At 71.2% G+C, this 15,140-nt stretch carries 14 protein-coding genes and 2 pseudogenes; 8 read left to right on the top strand and 8 right to left on the bottom strand.

What is annotated here, in order from left to right; all coding sequences use genetic code 11:
- Positions 1-69: 69 nt before the first annotated feature.
- From NNW99_RS00450 to NNW99_RS00420, 7 genes are all read right to left on the bottom strand, one after another.
- Complete coding sequence (locus tag NNW99_RS00450) at positions 70-882, bottom strand: SDR family NAD(P)-dependent oxidoreductase (protein WP_215116574.1); 813 nt, start codon at positions 880-882, stop codon at positions 70-72.
- A gap of 338 nt (positions 883-1,220) precedes the next feature.
- On the bottom strand, positions 1,221-1,394 hold the full coding sequence (locus NNW99_RS00445) for a hypothetical protein (RefSeq protein WP_215116573.1): 174 nt from the start codon (positions 1,392-1,394) through the stop codon (positions 1,221-1,223).
- A gap of 114 nt (positions 1,395-1,508) precedes the next feature.
- Complete coding sequence (locus NNW99_RS00440) at positions 1,509-2,075, bottom strand: universal stress protein (protein WP_215116572.1); 567 nt, start codon at positions 2,073-2,075, stop codon at positions 1,509-1,511.
- A gap of 444 nt (positions 2,076-2,519) precedes the next feature.
- The gene (locus NNW99_RS00435; protein ID WP_215116571.1) at positions 2,520-3,605 is read right to left on the bottom strand and encodes an ABC transporter ATP-binding protein; all 1,086 of its coding nucleotides are present in this window, start codon (positions 3,603-3,605) and stop codon (positions 2,520-2,522) included.
- Entirely contained in the window at positions 3,602-4,465 is an 864-nt protein-coding gene (gene modB / locus NNW99_RS00430; RefSeq protein WP_215116570.1) for a molybdate ABC transporter permease subunit, read from the bottom strand. Before modB ends, NNW99_RS00435 begins: the two co-directional genes overlap by 4 nt.
- The gene (modA, locus tag NNW99_RS00425; protein ID WP_215116569.1) at positions 4,462-5,286 is read right to left on the bottom strand and encodes a molybdate ABC transporter substrate-binding protein; all 825 of its coding nucleotides are present in this window, start codon (positions 5,284-5,286) and stop codon (positions 4,462-4,464) included. The genes modB and modA overlap by 4 nt, the downstream gene beginning before the upstream one ends.
- A gap of 59 nt (positions 5,287-5,345) precedes the next feature.
- Entirely contained in the window at positions 5,346-5,732 is a 387-nt protein-coding gene (locus NNW99_RS00420; RefSeq protein WP_215116568.1) for a molybdopterin-binding protein, read from the bottom strand.
- Positions 5,733-5,870: 138 nt separating this feature from the next.
- On the opposite strand from NNW99_RS00420, the gene NNW99_RS00415 reads away from it, so the two are divergent.
- From NNW99_RS00415 to NNW99_RS00400, 3 genes and pseudogenes are all read left to right on the top strand, one after another.
- Positions 5,871-6,353: a molybdopterin-dependent oxidoreductase gene (locus NNW99_RS00415; RefSeq protein ID WP_215116567.1), complete on the top strand. Its 483-nt coding sequence runs from the start codon at positions 5,871-5,873 to the stop codon at positions 6,351-6,353.
- 16 nt (positions 6,354-6,369) lie between these two features.
- Positions 6,370-7,668 carry a methyltransferase domain-containing protein gene (locus NNW99_RS39035; protein WP_321170375.1) on the top strand — a complete coding sequence of 433 codons (1,299 nt, stop codon included), beginning with the start codon at positions 6,370-6,372 and terminating at the stop codon, positions 7,666-7,668.
- A gap of 135 nt (positions 7,669-7,803) precedes the next feature.
- Positions 7,804-8,115, top strand: a pseudogene (locus tag NNW99_RS00400) (NAD(P)-dependent oxidoreductase); the annotation flags it as partial.
- Between the two features lie 32 nt (positions 8,116-8,147).
- Here the strand turns inward: NNW99_RS00400 and NNW99_RS00395 are convergent.
- Positions 8,148-8,542: pseudogene (locus tag NNW99_RS00395) on the bottom strand (molybdopterin-binding protein).
- A gap of 181 nt (positions 8,543-8,723) precedes the next feature.
- Between NNW99_RS00395 and NNW99_RS00390 the strand changes: the two are divergent.
- The 5 genes from NNW99_RS00390 to NNW99_RS00370 all read left to right on the top strand — a co-directional run bounded on the left by NNW99_RS00390 (position 8,724) and on the right by NNW99_RS00370 (position 15,109).
- Positions 8,724-10,166 (top strand): amidase, encoded by a 1,443-nt coding sequence (locus tag NNW99_RS00390; protein WP_215116566.1) that lies wholly within the window; start codon positions 8,724-8,726, stop codon positions 10,164-10,166.
- A 156-nt stretch (positions 10,167-10,322) separates the two neighbouring features.
- Complete coding sequence (locus tag NNW99_RS00385; protein ID WP_215116565.1) at positions 10,323-10,985, top strand: DUF6461 domain-containing protein; 663 nt, start codon at positions 10,323-10,325, stop codon at positions 10,983-10,985.
- Positions 10,986-11,517: 532 nt separating this feature from the next.
- On the top strand, positions 11,518-12,042 hold the full coding sequence (locus tag NNW99_RS00380) for a PadR family transcriptional regulator (protein WP_215116564.1): 525 nt from the start codon (positions 11,518-11,520) through the stop codon (positions 12,040-12,042).
- Positions 12,039-12,731 carry an ABC transporter ATP-binding protein gene (locus tag NNW99_RS00375; protein ID WP_215116563.1) on the top strand — a complete coding sequence of 231 codons (693 nt, stop codon included), beginning with the start codon at positions 12,039-12,041 and terminating at the stop codon, positions 12,729-12,731. The genes NNW99_RS00380 and NNW99_RS00375 overlap by 4 nt, the downstream gene beginning before the upstream one ends.
- On the top strand, positions 12,728-15,109 hold the full coding sequence (locus tag NNW99_RS00370) for an ABC transporter permease (protein WP_215116562.1): 2,382 nt from the start codon (positions 12,728-12,730) through the stop codon (positions 15,107-15,109). Before NNW99_RS00375 ends, NNW99_RS00370 begins: the two co-directional genes overlap by 4 nt.
- The last annotated feature ends 31 nt before the right edge of the window (positions 15,110-15,140 follow it).

Genomic DNA, 15,140 nt, shown 5'->3' with positions numbered 1-15,140 from the left:
CTTGACGCCCCGGACGTCCGCAAGGACCTGTCCGCCGTGTGACCCCGGCTCCGTCGCAGGGAACGAGGTTCAGACCGTGCCGCCGCCGACGAGGAGGTCGGCCAGCTTGTTGAGGCGCTTGACCGTGCGGTCCTCAGCGGCGAGCGGGGACGGATCGACGCGCTCGGCGCGGTCGTAGTAGGCGCCGTTGACGATCTCGACGGCCGGGTCGCACAGCCGGACCACGTGCGCCGCGCCCTCGGCCGGCTTGACGCCCTCATGGGCGTACAGCGGCAGCAGAGTCGTGTCGCAGACCCCGGGGTGCACGGAGACCGCGGTGACGCGCGGGTCGGCGGCGAAGACCGTCAGCGCGAGCTGCGACTGGGCGTAGGCGGTGAGCCGGGAGTAGCGGCGGGACCGGTTCGGGTCGCTCCACTGGATGGAGGCCGTACGGTGCAGAGACGAGGACACGTTGACCACCCGGCCACCGGGGTCCCTGGTGAGGGCCGGCTCCAGCAGGCAGGTCAGCAGGTAGTGGGCGAGGAAGTTCACCTGGAAGGCGATCTCGTTGCCGTCGGCGGTGACGGTGTGGCGCTCGGGTGCGGCCATGCCCGCGTTGTTGACGAGCACATCGAGGTGCGGGTGGTCGCGGACGACGTGTTCGGCCATGGCCTCCACCTCCTGGAGGTGCGCGAAGTCCGCTGCGTACGGCCGAAGTCGGGCGGCGTCGATTCCGGCGGTGGCGATGAGCCTGTCGGCTGCGGCGCGGGCCTCCTCGGCGGTGCGGCCGTGCAGCAGCACGGTGGCACCGCGTTCGGCGAGCTGCCGTGCGGCCTCGTATCCGATGCCGGAGGTGGCGCCGGTGACCAGGACGGTACGCGACGAAAGGGCGAAGTCAGACATGGTCCGATCCGAAGGGTGCGGGCACGCCGCTCGGCCCCGGCGTGGGGTGGCGGGCGTGCGGGGACGAAGGGGGAGCGAGGGGAACCGGACGTGAGCGCGGTGCCCCTCGGATCACGGAAGGCGCGTCAGGAGAACGCGGATGCTTCCGGGCAGCGCGGCGCACGACGGCGTGGCCGAGTGGTACTCGGCGGCCGGTCGAAGAGAAGCCAGGCGCTGTTCACGCTCACCATGGAAGCCGTCCCGCACGCGCCGGGCAAGCGGGGGACGCGTTCCCTGACGGGCTTCTGACGTGCGCATACGGGTCCTTGACGGCCATGGTCAGGCCGGCCCCCCAGGTCTCAAGGGCGATAGACCAGCTCGACGATGAGAGCGATCATGAACATCCATGCTCCGAGACCGATGACCCAGAGCAGATCGCCGACGATGCCGCCGGTGAGCACGGCCAAGCCCGCGGTGCCCAGTAGGAGCACCATTCGGCGGACCCCGCGGTCGGGGAACCAGTCAGTAGCCACGTCGTCAGGGTCCGGAAATCCGCCCCTGACTCGCAAGGGATGCCCTGAATACTGTCGAGTTCTTGACGCGGCAAGGGCTCTGCGGCCCATTGTCCGAAGCCACGTCCTGACGGCTCAGGCGCCGGGCGGCACGGCGTCGAACTCCCGCTTGAGGCGCCCGGTGTCCAGTGGGAGCCGCAGGACGTTCCGGCGGTGCGCGGTTTCCAGCGCGGCCTGAAGCGGGGACGGTGGCACCGCGAGGACGGGGCAGGCGGCGTGGGCGAGGCAGTAGCGGCCGACCGACGGCCACAGCGCACGGCACAGACGGCCGCGCCGTCCGGCGCCGACCACGAGGACGTCGCCCTCCCGGTCGGCGATCCGCACCAGCGCCGGCCCCGGGCCGCCCCGGGCGATGAGCGCCTGCCCGGGCAGCCCGGAACCGAGGCCGCCGAACACCTCACACAGCGCCTTGAGCAGCCTCTCCCGCGCCAGCCGCTCCCAGTCCTCGACCAGGACGGCTGCCGCCGGGGACCTGCGAGCGGCGAGATCCCCGCCGGGCGGTTCCCAGGCCAGCACCGGCCAGAGCTCGGCCCCGCGGTACCGGGCCTCGTCGGCGGCCCGGCTCAGGGCGGTGAGACTGCCCAGCGAACCGCTCACTCCCACGACGAGGCGAGCGGCCGCTGGCGAGTGGGACTCGGACATCTGATCCTCCTCGGAACCACGTCCATCCCACCCCTGTTTCCACGCTTTCGAACACCCCACGCGTCCGTTCTTGGCGTAGTCCTGACGGCCCTTCGCACGCCCTCTCACCGGTGGCGTCAGCACGCCGTCAAGGTCGGCACGATCGCCGTCAGGAACCCGTCAGGGACGTCCTGGAGTCGAGGACACCGGGCATAGCGTCGTCGGCGAGCCCCGGCCCGCCTCCCCGCGTCCGGGGCCCTCCAGACCACAACCTCACCCATCCGCTCCGCATGCTCAGCCCGGACAAGCACGCGTTGGCCAGGATGCGGGCCTCCAGCGAACCCGTACCCCTTGACGCCGGGCGGGCCGGTCATCCCTCACCCACGCCCGACCGGCCCGCCCGGGCCTGTATCGGGGCCTCGCAGAGGACGGGGGTCCGACACCGCGCACATCCGCCCCGCACGCTCAGGCCGGATACGCGTGCGTCTGGGCGGCCTTGACCGTCGCCCAGACCGTGGCTCCGGGGCGCAGGTCGAGTTCGGCCGCGGCGACGGTGGTGAGATCGGCGGCCAACGGGAGTTCGCCGCTGAGCGCGACGCGGATCTGGTCGCCGTGGGTTTCCATGCCGGAGACCTCGCAGCGCCACAGATTGCGGGCGCTGGCGCCGCTCGGGCGGTCCTGGTAGAGGGTCACCGCGCTCGGGGGGAAGGCGACGAAGACCGGGCCGGTGAGGTCCTCCGTGGTGGTGACCGCCGATCCGTGGTCGACGCGGACCGTGTGCCCTTCGGCCTCGCCCCGATAGAGGTTGAGCCCGACCAGATGGGCGATGTAGTCGGTGCGCGGGCGGCGGGCGATGTCGGCGGGGGTGCCCCGCTGGACGATGTGGCCGTCCTCGATGACGACGAGATGGTCCGCGAGAACCATGGCGTCGAGCGGGTCGTGCGTGACGAGGACGGCGACGGCCTCGAACTCGGCCAGGTGGTGGCGGAGTTGGGCGCGGACGTCGAGGCGTGTGCGGGCGTCTAGGGCGGCGAGCGGCTCGTCGAGGAGGAGCAGGCGGGGATGCGTGGCCAGGGCGCGGGCGAGGGCGACGCGCTGGGCCTGCCCGCCGGAGAGGCGGCGGGGTTTCGCGGAACCGTGCTCGGCCAGACCGAGGCGCTCCAGCCATGCGGAGGCCTGGGCGCGGGCCTCCGCCTTCGTCGCCCCGTGGCAGCGCGGCCCGAAGGCCACGTTGTCCAGAGCGGACAGATGGGGGAAGAGCAGGTAGTCCTGGAAGACGACCCCGACCGGCCGGGCTTCCGGAGGCATACGGTCCAAGTCCGTGCCATCGAGGTGGAGATGGCCGCCGGTCAGGGGGACGAGACCGGCCAGTGCGCGGAGGGCCGTGGTCTTGCCCGCACCGTTGGGGCCGAGCAGGGCGACGACGTCACCCGGGGCCGCTGTCAGCGCGACATCGAGACGGAAGGAGCCGCGCTCGACCACCAGCCGTGTGTCGAGCCCCTCAGCGGCGGCATCGGTCTTCTCGGCATCGGTCGTCTCGGGATCGGTCATGAGGCGGTCATCCAGCGGTCGCGCAGTCCGGCGAGTACGGCGATCGACACGGCCAGCAGGACCAGGCTGAGGGCGATCGCCGCCGCCGGGTCGTTCTGCAGGGCCAGATAGACCGCGAGGGGCATGGTCTGGGTGCGGCCGGGGAAGTTGCCGGCGAAGGTGATGGTCGCGCCGAACTCACCGAGTGCCCTGGCCCATGCCAGGACGGCGCCCGCCGCGATACCCGGAGCGATGAGCGGCAGGGTGACACGTCGGAACGCGGTGAAGCGGGAGGCGCCCAGCGTCGTGGCGGCCTCCTCGTAGCGCGGGTCGGCGGCGCGCAGCGTGCCCTCCACACTGATGACGAGAAACGGCATCGCCACGAAGGCCTCCGCGATCACGACTCCCGTCGTGGTGAAGGGCAGAGTGATCCCGAACCAGGCGTCCAGCCACTTGCCGACGACCCCGTTGCGCCCCAGCGCCATCAGCAGCGCCACACCCCCGACCACGGGGGGCAGGACCAGCGGGAGAGTCACCAAGGCGCGCACGAGCCCGCGGCCCGGGAAATCGACCCGGGCGAGCAGCCACGCCAGCGGCACCCCGATCACCAGGCTCACCGCGGTCGCCGCCGTCGCACAGACCAGGGACAGCTGGAGGGCCTGCCACACCTCGGCGCTGGTCAGCAGCTCGGGCATGCTGCGCCAGGGGGCCCTGACCAGCAGGGCGACGAGCGGCAGGACCAGGAAGGCGAGGCCGATCAGCGCGGGCAGGAGGAGAGGCAGCGGGGCGCCCCCGCGAACGCCCCGGAGGGTGCGGCGGCGCCGCGGGCCACCGGTGAGGGTGTCCGCGGCGTCGGCCTTGTCCAGGGAAGGGGAGGTCACGGCTTGAGGAATCCGGCTTCGTTCAGGACCTTCTGGCCTTCGGAGGACTGCACCAGCTCCATGAACGCCTTGGCGGTCCCGGTGTTCTTCGAGCTCTTGAGGAGGGTGATGGGGTAGTCGTTGATGGCGTCGGCGGACTCGGGGAACTCCACGCCCTCCACCTTGTCACCGGCCGCCTTCACGTCGGTCTTGTACACGACCGACGCGTCGGCCTCCTTCAGGACCACCTTGTTGAGGGCGGACTTGACGTCCTCCTCGTAGGAGACCGGGGTGAGCTTCAGCTTGCTCGCGTCCAGGGCCTTCTGGGCGGCGGCACCGCACGGCACCGTCTTGTCGCACAGCACGACCTTCAGGTCCGCGTTCGTGAGGTCCTTCAGGGAGGCGACCTTGTCGGGGTTGCCCGGCAGGGTGGCGATCTCCAGTTCGTTGCGCACGAAGGTGGCGGGTGTGCCGGAGGCGTCTCCGGCGTCCGTGACGATCTTCATCGTCTTGGGGCTGGCGGAGGCGAACACATCGGCCGGGGCGCCGCCGGTGATGCTCGCGGCCAGCGCGTCGCTGCCGCCGAAGCTGAAGGTGACCTTGGTGCCGGGGTGGGCCTTCTCGAACTCCTTGCCCAGCGTCGTGAAACTCTCCTTCAGCGAGGCGGCGGCGAAGACGGTCACCTCTCCGGACAGCTTCGGCGAGCCGGAGTCCGACGCCGAGGAGTCCGACGCCGACGAGGAGTCGTCGGAGGACGAGCAGGCGCTCAGGGCCAGCAGCGCGGCGGCACCTGCGCCGGTCACCTGCAGTATCCGGCGGGTCCGGCGCACGGTACGGGTCATCACGGGTCCACTCCCTCTGGTCCTGACGGACACAAGAACTACGATCCCCACGACCTTGTCTAGGGGCTTTCGACGACCACGTTGGTCGACTTGATCACGGCAACCGCCGGAACACCGGGCTCCAGCTTCAGTTCCTCAGCCGACTCGCGGCTGACCATCGCCACCACCCGGAACGGCCCGGCCTGGATCTCCACCTGCGCGGAGACGTCCCCGAGGATCACATCGGTGACGATGCCGGAGAACCGGTTGCGGGCCGAGGAGCCGGTGGACTCCCGCTCCGCCCGGTGCGTCTCGCGGGCGTAGGCCGCGAGGGCCGGCCCCGGAATGATCCGGCGCCCCAGCTCATCGCGCTCGGCGGTCAGTTTCCCGCCGTCGACCAGACGCCGCACGGTGTCGGGGCTCACGCCGAGTAAGGCGGCGGCGTCCCCGATCCGGTAGCTGTGCATACGCCGATCATACTGCCGCAGATGCGAGGCGAAAGTCTCCTGTCATATCGCATGAGCCGGACCCTTCGCGTGTCGGCATGGCATGTGCGTTTGTACGGGACCATGGCTCGGGTACGGTCATCCGGGAGGTGGTAGCCAGTGAGCCAGACCCTCGCAGCTGCCCGCACGGCCGCCGGACCCGCGGCGGAACTCGCCCTCACGGGCGACCTCGACCGACCGACCCGGCTGACGGTGCCCGACCTGCTCGCATGGCCCCAGCACGGGGCACAGGTCAGCTTCGAGTGCGCCACCAGCGGCATCCAGCGCCACCGCTTCACCGGCCCTCTCCTGCACGACGTCCTCATGGACGCGGGCCCGGCCTTCGACCCCGCCCGCCGCAAGGACCGCCTGCGCTTCCTGATCGCCGTACACGGCGCGGACGGCCACCACGCCCTGTTGTCCTGGGCCGAGATAGACCCCGACTTCGGCCGCGCCCCCGTCCTGCTCGCGGTCACCCTCGACGACACACCCCTCGACCGGGCCGGCTCCCAGCTCGTCCTGCCCCAGGACCGCTGCGGCGCCCGCCACATCAGCGGCATCGACGCCATTCGCGTCGACGGCGGCTACAGCGCGTGGACCTGACGACGAGAGGAACGCGGTGCAGCACGACCCGGTGGCGGACGTCCTGATCCTGGAGCACGCGCCGCACGAAGGCCCGTACGCCATCGGTACGGCGCTGGAAGCGGCCGGCCTGAAGCTGCGGACCTGCCGCACCTGGGCGGGCGACCCGGTGCCCGGCACGCTGGACGGTACCGCCGCCCTGCTGGTGATGGGCGGGTCTGCAGCGGCAGACGAGGACTTTCCCAGCCGCGACGCGGAACTGGCGCTGCTGCGAGCCGCGCTGGAGGCCGAGGTGCCGGTGCTCGGGGTGTGCCTGGGCGCGCGGCTGCTGGCGGTGGCGGCGGGCGGGACGGCCCTGCGCGGGCCCGGAACGCAGGTCGGCTGGGCGCCGGTGCGCATGTCCCCGGCGGCGCGCAAGGATCCGCTCCTGTCCGGCGTACCCGAGCGGCTCCGCGTCCCGCACTGCCACGCGGACACCATGGACCTGCCGTCCGGTGCCACTCTGTTGGCCTCCTGCGACCGTCACCCGGTGCAGGCGTTCCGGGTCGGGGGCTCGGCCTGGGGCCTGCGGTTCCACCTGGAGGTGGACAACACGGCCGTCGACGCCTTCGCCACGGCCCTCCCGGGTGAGGCGGACGCCGCTCCGGACCTGGTCGAGTCGGCCCCCGCGGAACTGGCTGTGCTGGCTCCGTATCGCGACGACGTGTTCGCCCGCTTCGCCGCCCTCGCCGCCGACCGGGCCGCCCTGACCGCGACCCGCACCTTCTTCACGCCTCGCGCGGCCACCTGGGAGGAGCGCTTCGCCGCCGACAACCCGGTCTACGCGGCGGCCGTGACCCGCATGGGACTGCGCCCGGGCCTGCGCGCCCTGGACGTGGGCTGCGGCAGCGGCCGGGCCCTGCCCGCCCTGCGCGCCGAGGTGGGGGAGGAGGGTGTCGTCCTCGGAGTGGACCTCACCGCGGCCATGCTCACCGCCGCCGGACAGCATCGCCGTACCGACGACGCCCACCTGCTCCTCGCCGACGCCTGCCGACTGCCGCTGCCCGTCGGCGCGGTGGACGGCGTCTTCAGCGCGGGCCTGATCAACCACGTCCCCGACCCGCCGGCCGCCCTGTGCGAGTGGGCTCGGGTGACCGCCCCCGGTGGCGTCCTGCTCCTCTTCCACCCCTCCGGCCGCGCCGAACGAGCCGCCCGCCACGGACGCCCCCTCGACCCCGACGACCCACTGGCCGAGGAGAACCTGCGCCCCGCGCTGGAGGCGGCGGGCTGGAGCCTGGACTGCTACGAGGACGCCCGGCACCACTTCCTGGCGCGCGCGGTCCGCGTCATCCCCTGAACCTGAACCTCCCTCACCGACCACCCGAGTCGGCCACGCCCGCGTCGCGCAAGGCCAGCCACACCCGGTCGCGGGTGAGCGGGAGTTCGGTGAAGCGGACTCCGGTCGCGTCGCGCAGGGCGTTGGCGAAGGCCGGCTCGGGCGAAGATCGTGGACCGGGACGCCGTCGACCGCGCCTTGCGGAGCGGGCAGTTGGCGGGCTACGCGGGTGACGTCTGGTACCCGCAGCCCGCTCCCGCCGACCACCCGTGGCGCACCATGCCGCACCACGGCATGACCCCGCACATCTCCGGCTCGTCGCTGTCCGCGCAGGCCCGCTACGCCGCGGGCACCCGGGAGATCCTGGAGTCCTGGTTCGCGGGCCGCCCGATCCGCGACGAGTACCTGATCGCCGACGGCGGCGGCCTGGCCGGCACGGGAGCCCACTCCTACTCGGTGAACAGGTGAACAAGTGACACCCGGAGGCCACCGCCTCCCGCTCAGACGCGGTCGATGTGCACGTTCGTCGACTTCACCCGGGCGGTGGCCTCCATCCCGACCTCCAGCCCCAGCTCCTCCACGGCCTCCCGCGTCAGCAGCGACACCAGCCGATGGGGACCCGCCTGGATCTCCACCTGGGCTGCCACATCACCGAGCTTGATCGCGGTCACGATGCCGGGGAAGGCGTTGCGCACCGAGGTGTAGGAGGCGTCCTCCTCCCCGCTCCCGCCCTTGGCGAGCTCCACCGAGAACGCGGCCAGGTCCTTCCCGTCGATGAGGCGCTTCCCGCCCTCGTCGCGAGGGTCGCCACTCGCCCCGCGTCCGCCCACCGCCGCGCGGTGTCCGGACTCACGCCGAGTAGCCGGGCCGCCTGGCCGATCGTGTATGCCTGCATACGGGCCAAGATAGGCCCATCCACGGGAGACCTCTGCCACCAGGCCGGCCACGGACAGGGAGCGGAACACCGTGGTGGGGCGAAGCGGGCGACGACGAACGTCTGGCGAACTCCTCGCAAGTTACTTGAGAGTAAGGAATGATGGCGGCCGACCACCCACACGGCAGGGGCTGAGGCAGCGGTGACGACTTTCGACGAACGGACCATCGTGCACGCTTTCCGGGACGACGCCCTGGGAGAGCACGACGCCGTCGGACTCGCCGCGGCGATCCGGCGGGGTGAGGTCTCCCCGGCCGAGGTCGCCCGGGCCGCGGGGGAGCGGGTGCGGGCGATCGACGCACGGCTGGGCGCGGTCCAGGCGCACGTCGACAGCCCGGCAACCGCCGATGTCGACAGCCCGGCATCCGCCGCCGCGACGGGCGGTGCCTTCGCCGGGGTACCGACCTTCGTCAAGGACAACACCGACTACCAGGGGCTGCCCACGGGCCACGGCAGTGCCGCCTTCCGGCCGAGGGCGGCGCGGCGCCACGCACCCTTCACCCGGCAACTCCTGAGCAGCGGCGTCACCGTGCTGGGCAAGACCCGGCTGCCCGAGTTCGGGTTCAGTCCGAGCACCGAGTACGACGGTGCGGAGCCGGTGCGCAACCCCTGGAACACGGGCTACTCGGCAGGCGGTTCGTCGGGCGGCAGCGCCGCGTTGGTCGCCGCCGGTGCGGTGCCGATCGCGCACGCCAACGACGGCGGTGGCTCGATCCGGATACCCGCCGCCTGCTGCGGACTCGTCGGCCTCAAGCCGACTCGTGGCCGTGTCGTGGCAAGCGATCTGGGCCGACGGCTTCCGATCGACATCGTCTCCGACGGCATCGTGAGCCGTTCCGTGCGGGACACCGCGGCGTTCCTCGCCGCCGCCGAGACCCACCGGCGGGGTTCCGCCGCACTGCCGCCCCTCGGCCTGGTCGAAGGCCCCTCGGAGCGCCGGCTGCGCATCGGGTTCCTGCTGGACTCGCCGAACGGTGTCCACTCCGACGCGGCGACCCGGGCGGCGGTCACGGAGACCGTGGCCACGCTCGAGCGGCTCGGACACACCGTGGAGCCGGTGGAGTTGGACATGGACCCCAACTTCACCGACGACTTCGTCACGTACTGGGGGATGCTGTCCTTCCTCCTCGGCGCCACGGGCCGGACCCTCGGCGCGGACTTCGACCGGCACCGCATGGACGGCCTCAGCCGGGGGCTGCGCGAGCAGTATCTGCGGAACTGGCGGCGGACTCCCGGCATGCTGCGACGACTGAAGCGCGCCAAGGAGGCGCACGCGGCGACCATCCGCCGACTCGACCTCGTCCTGTCACCCGTGCTCGCCCACACCACACCACCGATCGGCCACCTCAGCCCGACCGTTCCCTACGCCGAGCTGATCGAGCGGATCCTCGCCTACGTGGCGTTCACCCCGCTCGACAACGTCGCCGGCACTCCGTCTCTCTCGCTGCCCGCCCCGACCGCAACAACGGACGGCCTGCCCATCGGCGTCATGTTCTCGGCCCGCCCCGGCGGCGAACGGAAGCTGCTGGAAATCGCGTTCGAACTGGAAGCTGACCGCCCGTTCCGGCGTATCCAGGACCAGTGACATCGGAGCTGTCCGCCGGCGTGGAGCGGATTTTGGTGTGGACAGCCCTGAGAACTCGTAACACGATCTTGTTGACCGGGCGTCCTGCCCGGTACCGATCCCACGGCATGAACCAGGCAGGCGATGCCGGGTGTGAATGAATGACGAAGGCAGATCATGGAAGCAGACGCGGACGCGGGGTTGCCGGACTGGGCGAGGGCCTGGATGTGCGTTACTTTCACCCGCGGTCTCGGCCCCGAGGAGGTGTTCGCCCGGTACGGGGCCGATCCGGAACGGGCGCGCCTGCTCGGCTGGGACGAGGCCTCGGATCTGCCCTCGGGCGAATCGGGCGACGGGATGGTCTCGCTGCTGCGGGCCGGCAGGATCGGCGAATGGGGCTTCTGCGTCGAGGTGGATGGCGGCATCGGCTCTGAGGAAGAATCGCTCGCGGAGTTGTCGCGGGGAACTGAGACCTACAGCGTGGCGACTACCGAGGGAATCGACGTCTTCCAGTACTGGCGCGACGGCGAGCGCATCGAGTGCTTCGAGCCCGGCATGGAGCACAGCCGGTCCGAACCGCTCGGCCCCTGGTGGGATCGGGTGGAAGAGGCACTCGCCGCCCACGAAGGCGAGGGCGCCGGGATGGCACCAGCGGTGGCCCTAATCCTCGACCACCTCGGCATCACCCTGGACGACGCAGCCCTCGCCGGGCCCTGGCCCAGCCTGACGCTCGCCAAGGGCACCGCACTGGCGGCACCGCTGGGCGACACCTACGCGGGCGAGGGACCGGTTCCGCCCGGGACTGTCCTGGATTTCGGCCCTTCAAGTGGACTGTCCTGAACGGCAGGATCACCTCTCGCCGCCCAGGGCGACAGCCAGCGCCTGGCCAACGCGGACCAGCCCGGAGAGCTCGTGACGCGACCATGGTGGATCAGGGCGAAGGTCTGCTCGACGACGTAGCGGAGTCTGCCCAGGCCCTTGACGGATTCGGGGTGCCGTCGTGGTCGGCCCTGCGCCGCCAGCTTCTGCACCGCATAAGTTGTTGCAATAGATGTGCAATAAAGCTCTGAGTGAGGTGTACTGGTAGCGAGTGGCGGCTGGTCGAATCTCAACGCAAGGCCGACACGTTTCAGGTGCGGGGCGTCGTCTCGCCTGACAGCGTCTGTTCCAGGCGCCGCCCCGCACCTCTTGCTGGGGCTCGGAGCCCCATCGCGGGCCAGGCGTACGGACGTTCAAGCCCGCCGCACCCCCCGTTGTCGAACCGTGATGATCGGCATTCCCGGCTTCCTCACCTGCGCTGTCGCACTCATCGCCATGAGCTAAACACGCCGTGTATACATGCGGCGTATACACGGTGTGTAGAGTGCCGGTCATGTCCATCGGTCACACACTCTTAGGGCTCCTGGAGTCCGGCCCACGGCACGGCTACGACCTGAAGCGCGCCTTCGACGAGAAGTTCGGTCACGACCGGCCGCTGCACTACGGCCAGGTCTACTCGACGATGTCCCGCCTGCTGAAGAACGGTCTCGTCGAGGTCGACGGGACCGAGGCCGGCGGCGGCCCGGAGCGCAAGCGCTACGCGATCACCGACGCCGGCGTCACCGACGTGGAGCGGTGGCTCGCGACCCCGCAGAAGCCGGAAGAGTACCTTCAGTCGTCCCTCTACACCAGGGTCGTCCTCGCGCTGCTCACCCACCGGGACGCGGCCGACATCCTGTACACCCAACGCTCCGAACACCTGCGCAGCATGCGCATCCTGACCGACCGCAAGCGCAAGGGCGATCTGGCGGACCAGCTGATCTGCGACCACGCCCTCTTCCACCTCGAAGCCGACCTGCGCTGGCTGGAGCTGACCGCCGCCCGACTCGACACACTCCGTGAGGCCGTAGCCCGATGACCACCTCTCCCCATGGTTCCCTGCTCACCGCGCAGGACCTGCGCAAGACCTACGGGCACACCCACGCCCTCGACGGCGCCGAGTTCTCCATCCACCCCGGCGAGGTCGTCGCCGTCATGGGCCCCTCCGGCTCCGGCAAGTCGACCATGCTGCACTGCCTCGCGGGCATCCTGCCGCCCGACTCCGGCTCGATCACCTACCACGGGCGTGAGGTGACGACGATGAGCGACGCCCAGCGCAGCGCGTTGCGCCGCTCCGAGTTCGGCTTCGTGTTCCAGTTCGGACAGCTCGTGCCGGAACTGACCTGCGTGGAGAACGTCGCCCTGCCGCTCCGGCTGAACGGCACCTCCTGCAAGGACGCCGAGCGGGCGGCGCTCGGCTGGATGGAACGCCTGGAGGTCGACGACCTGGAGGGCAAGCGGCCCGGCGAGGTCTCCGGCGGCCAGGGCCAGCGCGTCGCCGTGGCACGCGCACTGGTCACCGGCCCCCGGGTGCTGTTCGCCGACGAACCGACCGGCGCGCTCGACTCCCACAACGGGGAGCGCGTCATGGAACTGCTCACCGAAGCGGCCCGCTCCACCAACGCCGCCGTCGTCCTCGTCACCCACGAGACACGGGTGGCCGCCTACGCCGACCGCGAGATCGTCGTACGCGACGGCAAGTCCCGGAACATGGAGCGCGCCATATGAGTCCGCGCAGGGGGCACCGCCCGCTCGAGCGAAGCCGAGAGTGGGGGAGGTCCAGAGACCTGGCCCTGGGAGCCCGGTTCGCCGTCACCGGCGGCCGCGAGGGCTGGGTCCGCATGACGCTGACAGCGGTCGGCGTCGGCCTGGGCGTCGCTCTGCTCCTGTTGTGCACCGCGATGCCCAACGTGCTGGCCTCCCGCAGCAAGGTGGAGGACGCCCGCTACGCCAACGTGTACGCCCAGACGGTCCCGCCCAAGGCCGACAACACGCTCCTGATCGCCGACGCCGACACCACCTGGCACGACGACGACATCAGGGGCCGGTTCGTCGAACCCGAGGGCACTCGGGCGCCGCTGCCCCCGGGAGTCGACCGCTTCCCGGGCAAGGGCGAGATGCTGGTCTCTCCCGCGCTCAAGGACCTGCTGAACTCGGGTGACGCGAAACTGCTGCGGGAGCGCCTGCCGTACAAGATCACCGGCACGATCGGTGAGAGCGGGCTGATCGGCTCCCACGAACTCGCTTATTACGCGGGCGCCTCGGGGCTGAAGCTCACGGACTCCTCACTGGTGACGCGGCTGGCCGAGTTCGGCAATCCGGACGCCACGCCCGAGAAGACCGACCCGGTGCTGCTGCTCATGGTCTTGGTCGTGTTCGTGGTGCTGCTGACGCCGGTCGCCGTGTTCATCGCCGCCGCCGTCCGCTTCGGCGGCGAACGCCGGGACCGCCGCCTCGCCGCGCTGCGCCTGGTCGGCTCCGACCGGGGGATGACCCGGCGGATCGCGGCGGGCGAGGCGCTGGCCGGAGCCCTGTTCGGCCTGGTCGTGGGCACCGGCTTCTTCTTGCTGAGCCGTCAGAAGCTGGGCAGCGGCGAGTTGCTGGGCGTGAGCGTCTGGCCCAGCTACCTCGACCCCACTCCCGCGCTCGCCGCGCTGGTCGCGGTGGCGGTGCCGGTCGCCGCGGTGCTGGTCACGCTGCTCGCGATGCGCGGCGTGGTCGTCGAACCCCTCGGTGTCGTGCGCGCGGCCAAGCCGAGCCGCCGCCGGCTGTGGTGGCGGCTGCTGCCGACGCTGGCCGGCCTCGCGATGCTCTACCCGATGATCGGCCAAGGCCGCAAGGACGGAAACTTCAACCAGTACCTCGTCATCGGCGGCGTCGTGATGCTGCTGATCGGCATCACGGCCCTGCTGCCCTGGGTCGTGGAGTCGGTCGTCGTCCGGCTCGGCAAGGGCCCGCTGTCCTGGCAGTTGGCCGTACGACGGCTGCAGCTGAGCAGCGGCACCGCCGCCCGTATGGTCAACGGCATCGCCGTGGCGGTGGCCGGGGCCATCGCACTGCAGATGCTCTTCACGGGAACACAGAGCCAGTACACCGAGAACACCGGCCAGGACCCCAGCCGGGTCCAGATGCAGGTCGACTTCAGCCGCCCCGAGCCGCTGTCCGGCATCGAGCGCGAGTTCACCGGCACCAAGGGTGTCCGGACCGCGGTGGCCCTGGCCCACTCCGAGTACGGGGACACACGTCGCGACCCGGAGAACGGCGACGGCCTGACCGTGGGCAACTGCGCCGCCCTGCGCGAACTCGCCACACTGCCCTCCTGCAAGGACGGTGACGTGTTCATCACGCGGACGCGCAGCGGCTACGAGGACCCCAGCAACGCATCCGAGATCGCGCTGGTGAAGCCCGGCCGGCAGCTCTACATCGACCCGTCGTACGACGGCGCCGAACGCGGCATCGAGGTGCCCTGGACCGTTCCGGCGAACGTTCGGGAGGTGGATGCGCGCAAGGACTCACTGCAGGACTACACCAGTCTGCTGGTCACCCCCGCCGCCCTGCCCGACAAGGCCGCGCCCGCGGTGATCTCGAACGGTGTCTACCTGCGTCTGGACCCCTCGGTGCCGGACTCACGGGAGTACATCCGCAACGTCGCCGCCCGTATCGACCCCCTGGCACAGACCTTCGGCTGGTCGGCGACCCAGGAGAACGCCAAGTACGCCTCCATCCGCACCGGCCTGTTCGTCGGCTCCGCCTTCGTGCTGGCACTGATCGGAGCGAGCCTGCTGGTCTCCCAGCTGGAACAGCTCCGCGAACGCAAGAAGCTGCTCTCCGCGTTGGTCGCCTTCGGCACCCGACGCCGCACCCTCAGCCTGTCGGTGCTGTGGCAGACGGCCCTCCCGGTCGGACTCGGCCTCGTACTGGCCACCACGGTGGGTGTCACCCTCGGCACGGTGCTGCTGAAGATGACCCGTACACCGGTGGCCATGGACTGGGCGAGCGTCCTGACCATGACCGGCGTCGGCGCCGCCGTGGTCGGCGTGGTCACGCTGCTCAGCCTCCCGCCGCTGCTGCGCATGATGCGCCCCTCGGGCCTGCGCACCGAGTAACCCCACGCACATCCCCTGGGGGTGGGCTCCT

The organism is Streptomyces sp. CRCS-T-1 (genome assembly GCF_024442335.1).
In the GTDB taxonomy this organism is placed as follows: domain Bacteria; phylum Actinomycetota; class Actinomycetes; order Streptomycetales; family Streptomycetaceae; genus Streptomyces; species Streptomyces koelreuteriae.
This window is presented reverse-complemented; position numbering and strand designations above follow the sequence as displayed.

Coding starts and splice junctions, on each gene's coding strand:
- NNW99_RS00450 (WP_215116574.1), bottom strand. CDS start 882: ATGTCTGACTTCGCCCTTTCGTCGCGTACCGTCCTGGTCACCGGCGCC.
- NNW99_RS00440 (WP_215116572.1), bottom strand. CDS start 2,075: ATGTCCGAGTCCCACTCGCCAGCGGCCGCTCGCCTCGTCGTGGGAGTG.
- NNW99_RS00435 (WP_215116571.1), bottom strand. CDS start 3,605: ATGACCGATCCCGAGACGACCGATGCCGAGAAGACCGATGCCGCCGCT.
- modA (WP_215116569.1), bottom strand. CDS start 5,286: ATGACCCGTACCGTGCGCCGGACCCGCCGGATACTGCAGGTGACCGGC.
- NNW99_RS00420 (WP_215116568.1), bottom strand. CDS start 5,732: ATGCACAGCTACCGGATCGGGGACGCCGCCGCCTTACTCGGCGTGAGC.
- NNW99_RS00385 (WP_215116565.1), top strand. CDS start 10,323: ATGGAAGCAGACGCGGACGCGGGGTTGCCGGACTGGGCGAGGGCCTGG.
- NNW99_RS00380 (WP_215116564.1), top strand. CDS start 11,518: ATGTCCATCGGTCACACACTCTTAGGGCTCCTGGAGTCCGGCCCACGG.
- NNW99_RS00375 (WP_215116563.1), top strand. CDS start 12,039: ATGACCACCTCTCCCCATGGTTCCCTGCTCACCGCGCAGGACCTGCGC.
- NNW99_RS00370 (WP_215116562.1), top strand. CDS start 12,728: ATGAGTCCGCGCAGGGGGCACCGCCCGCTCGAGCGAAGCCGAGAGTGG.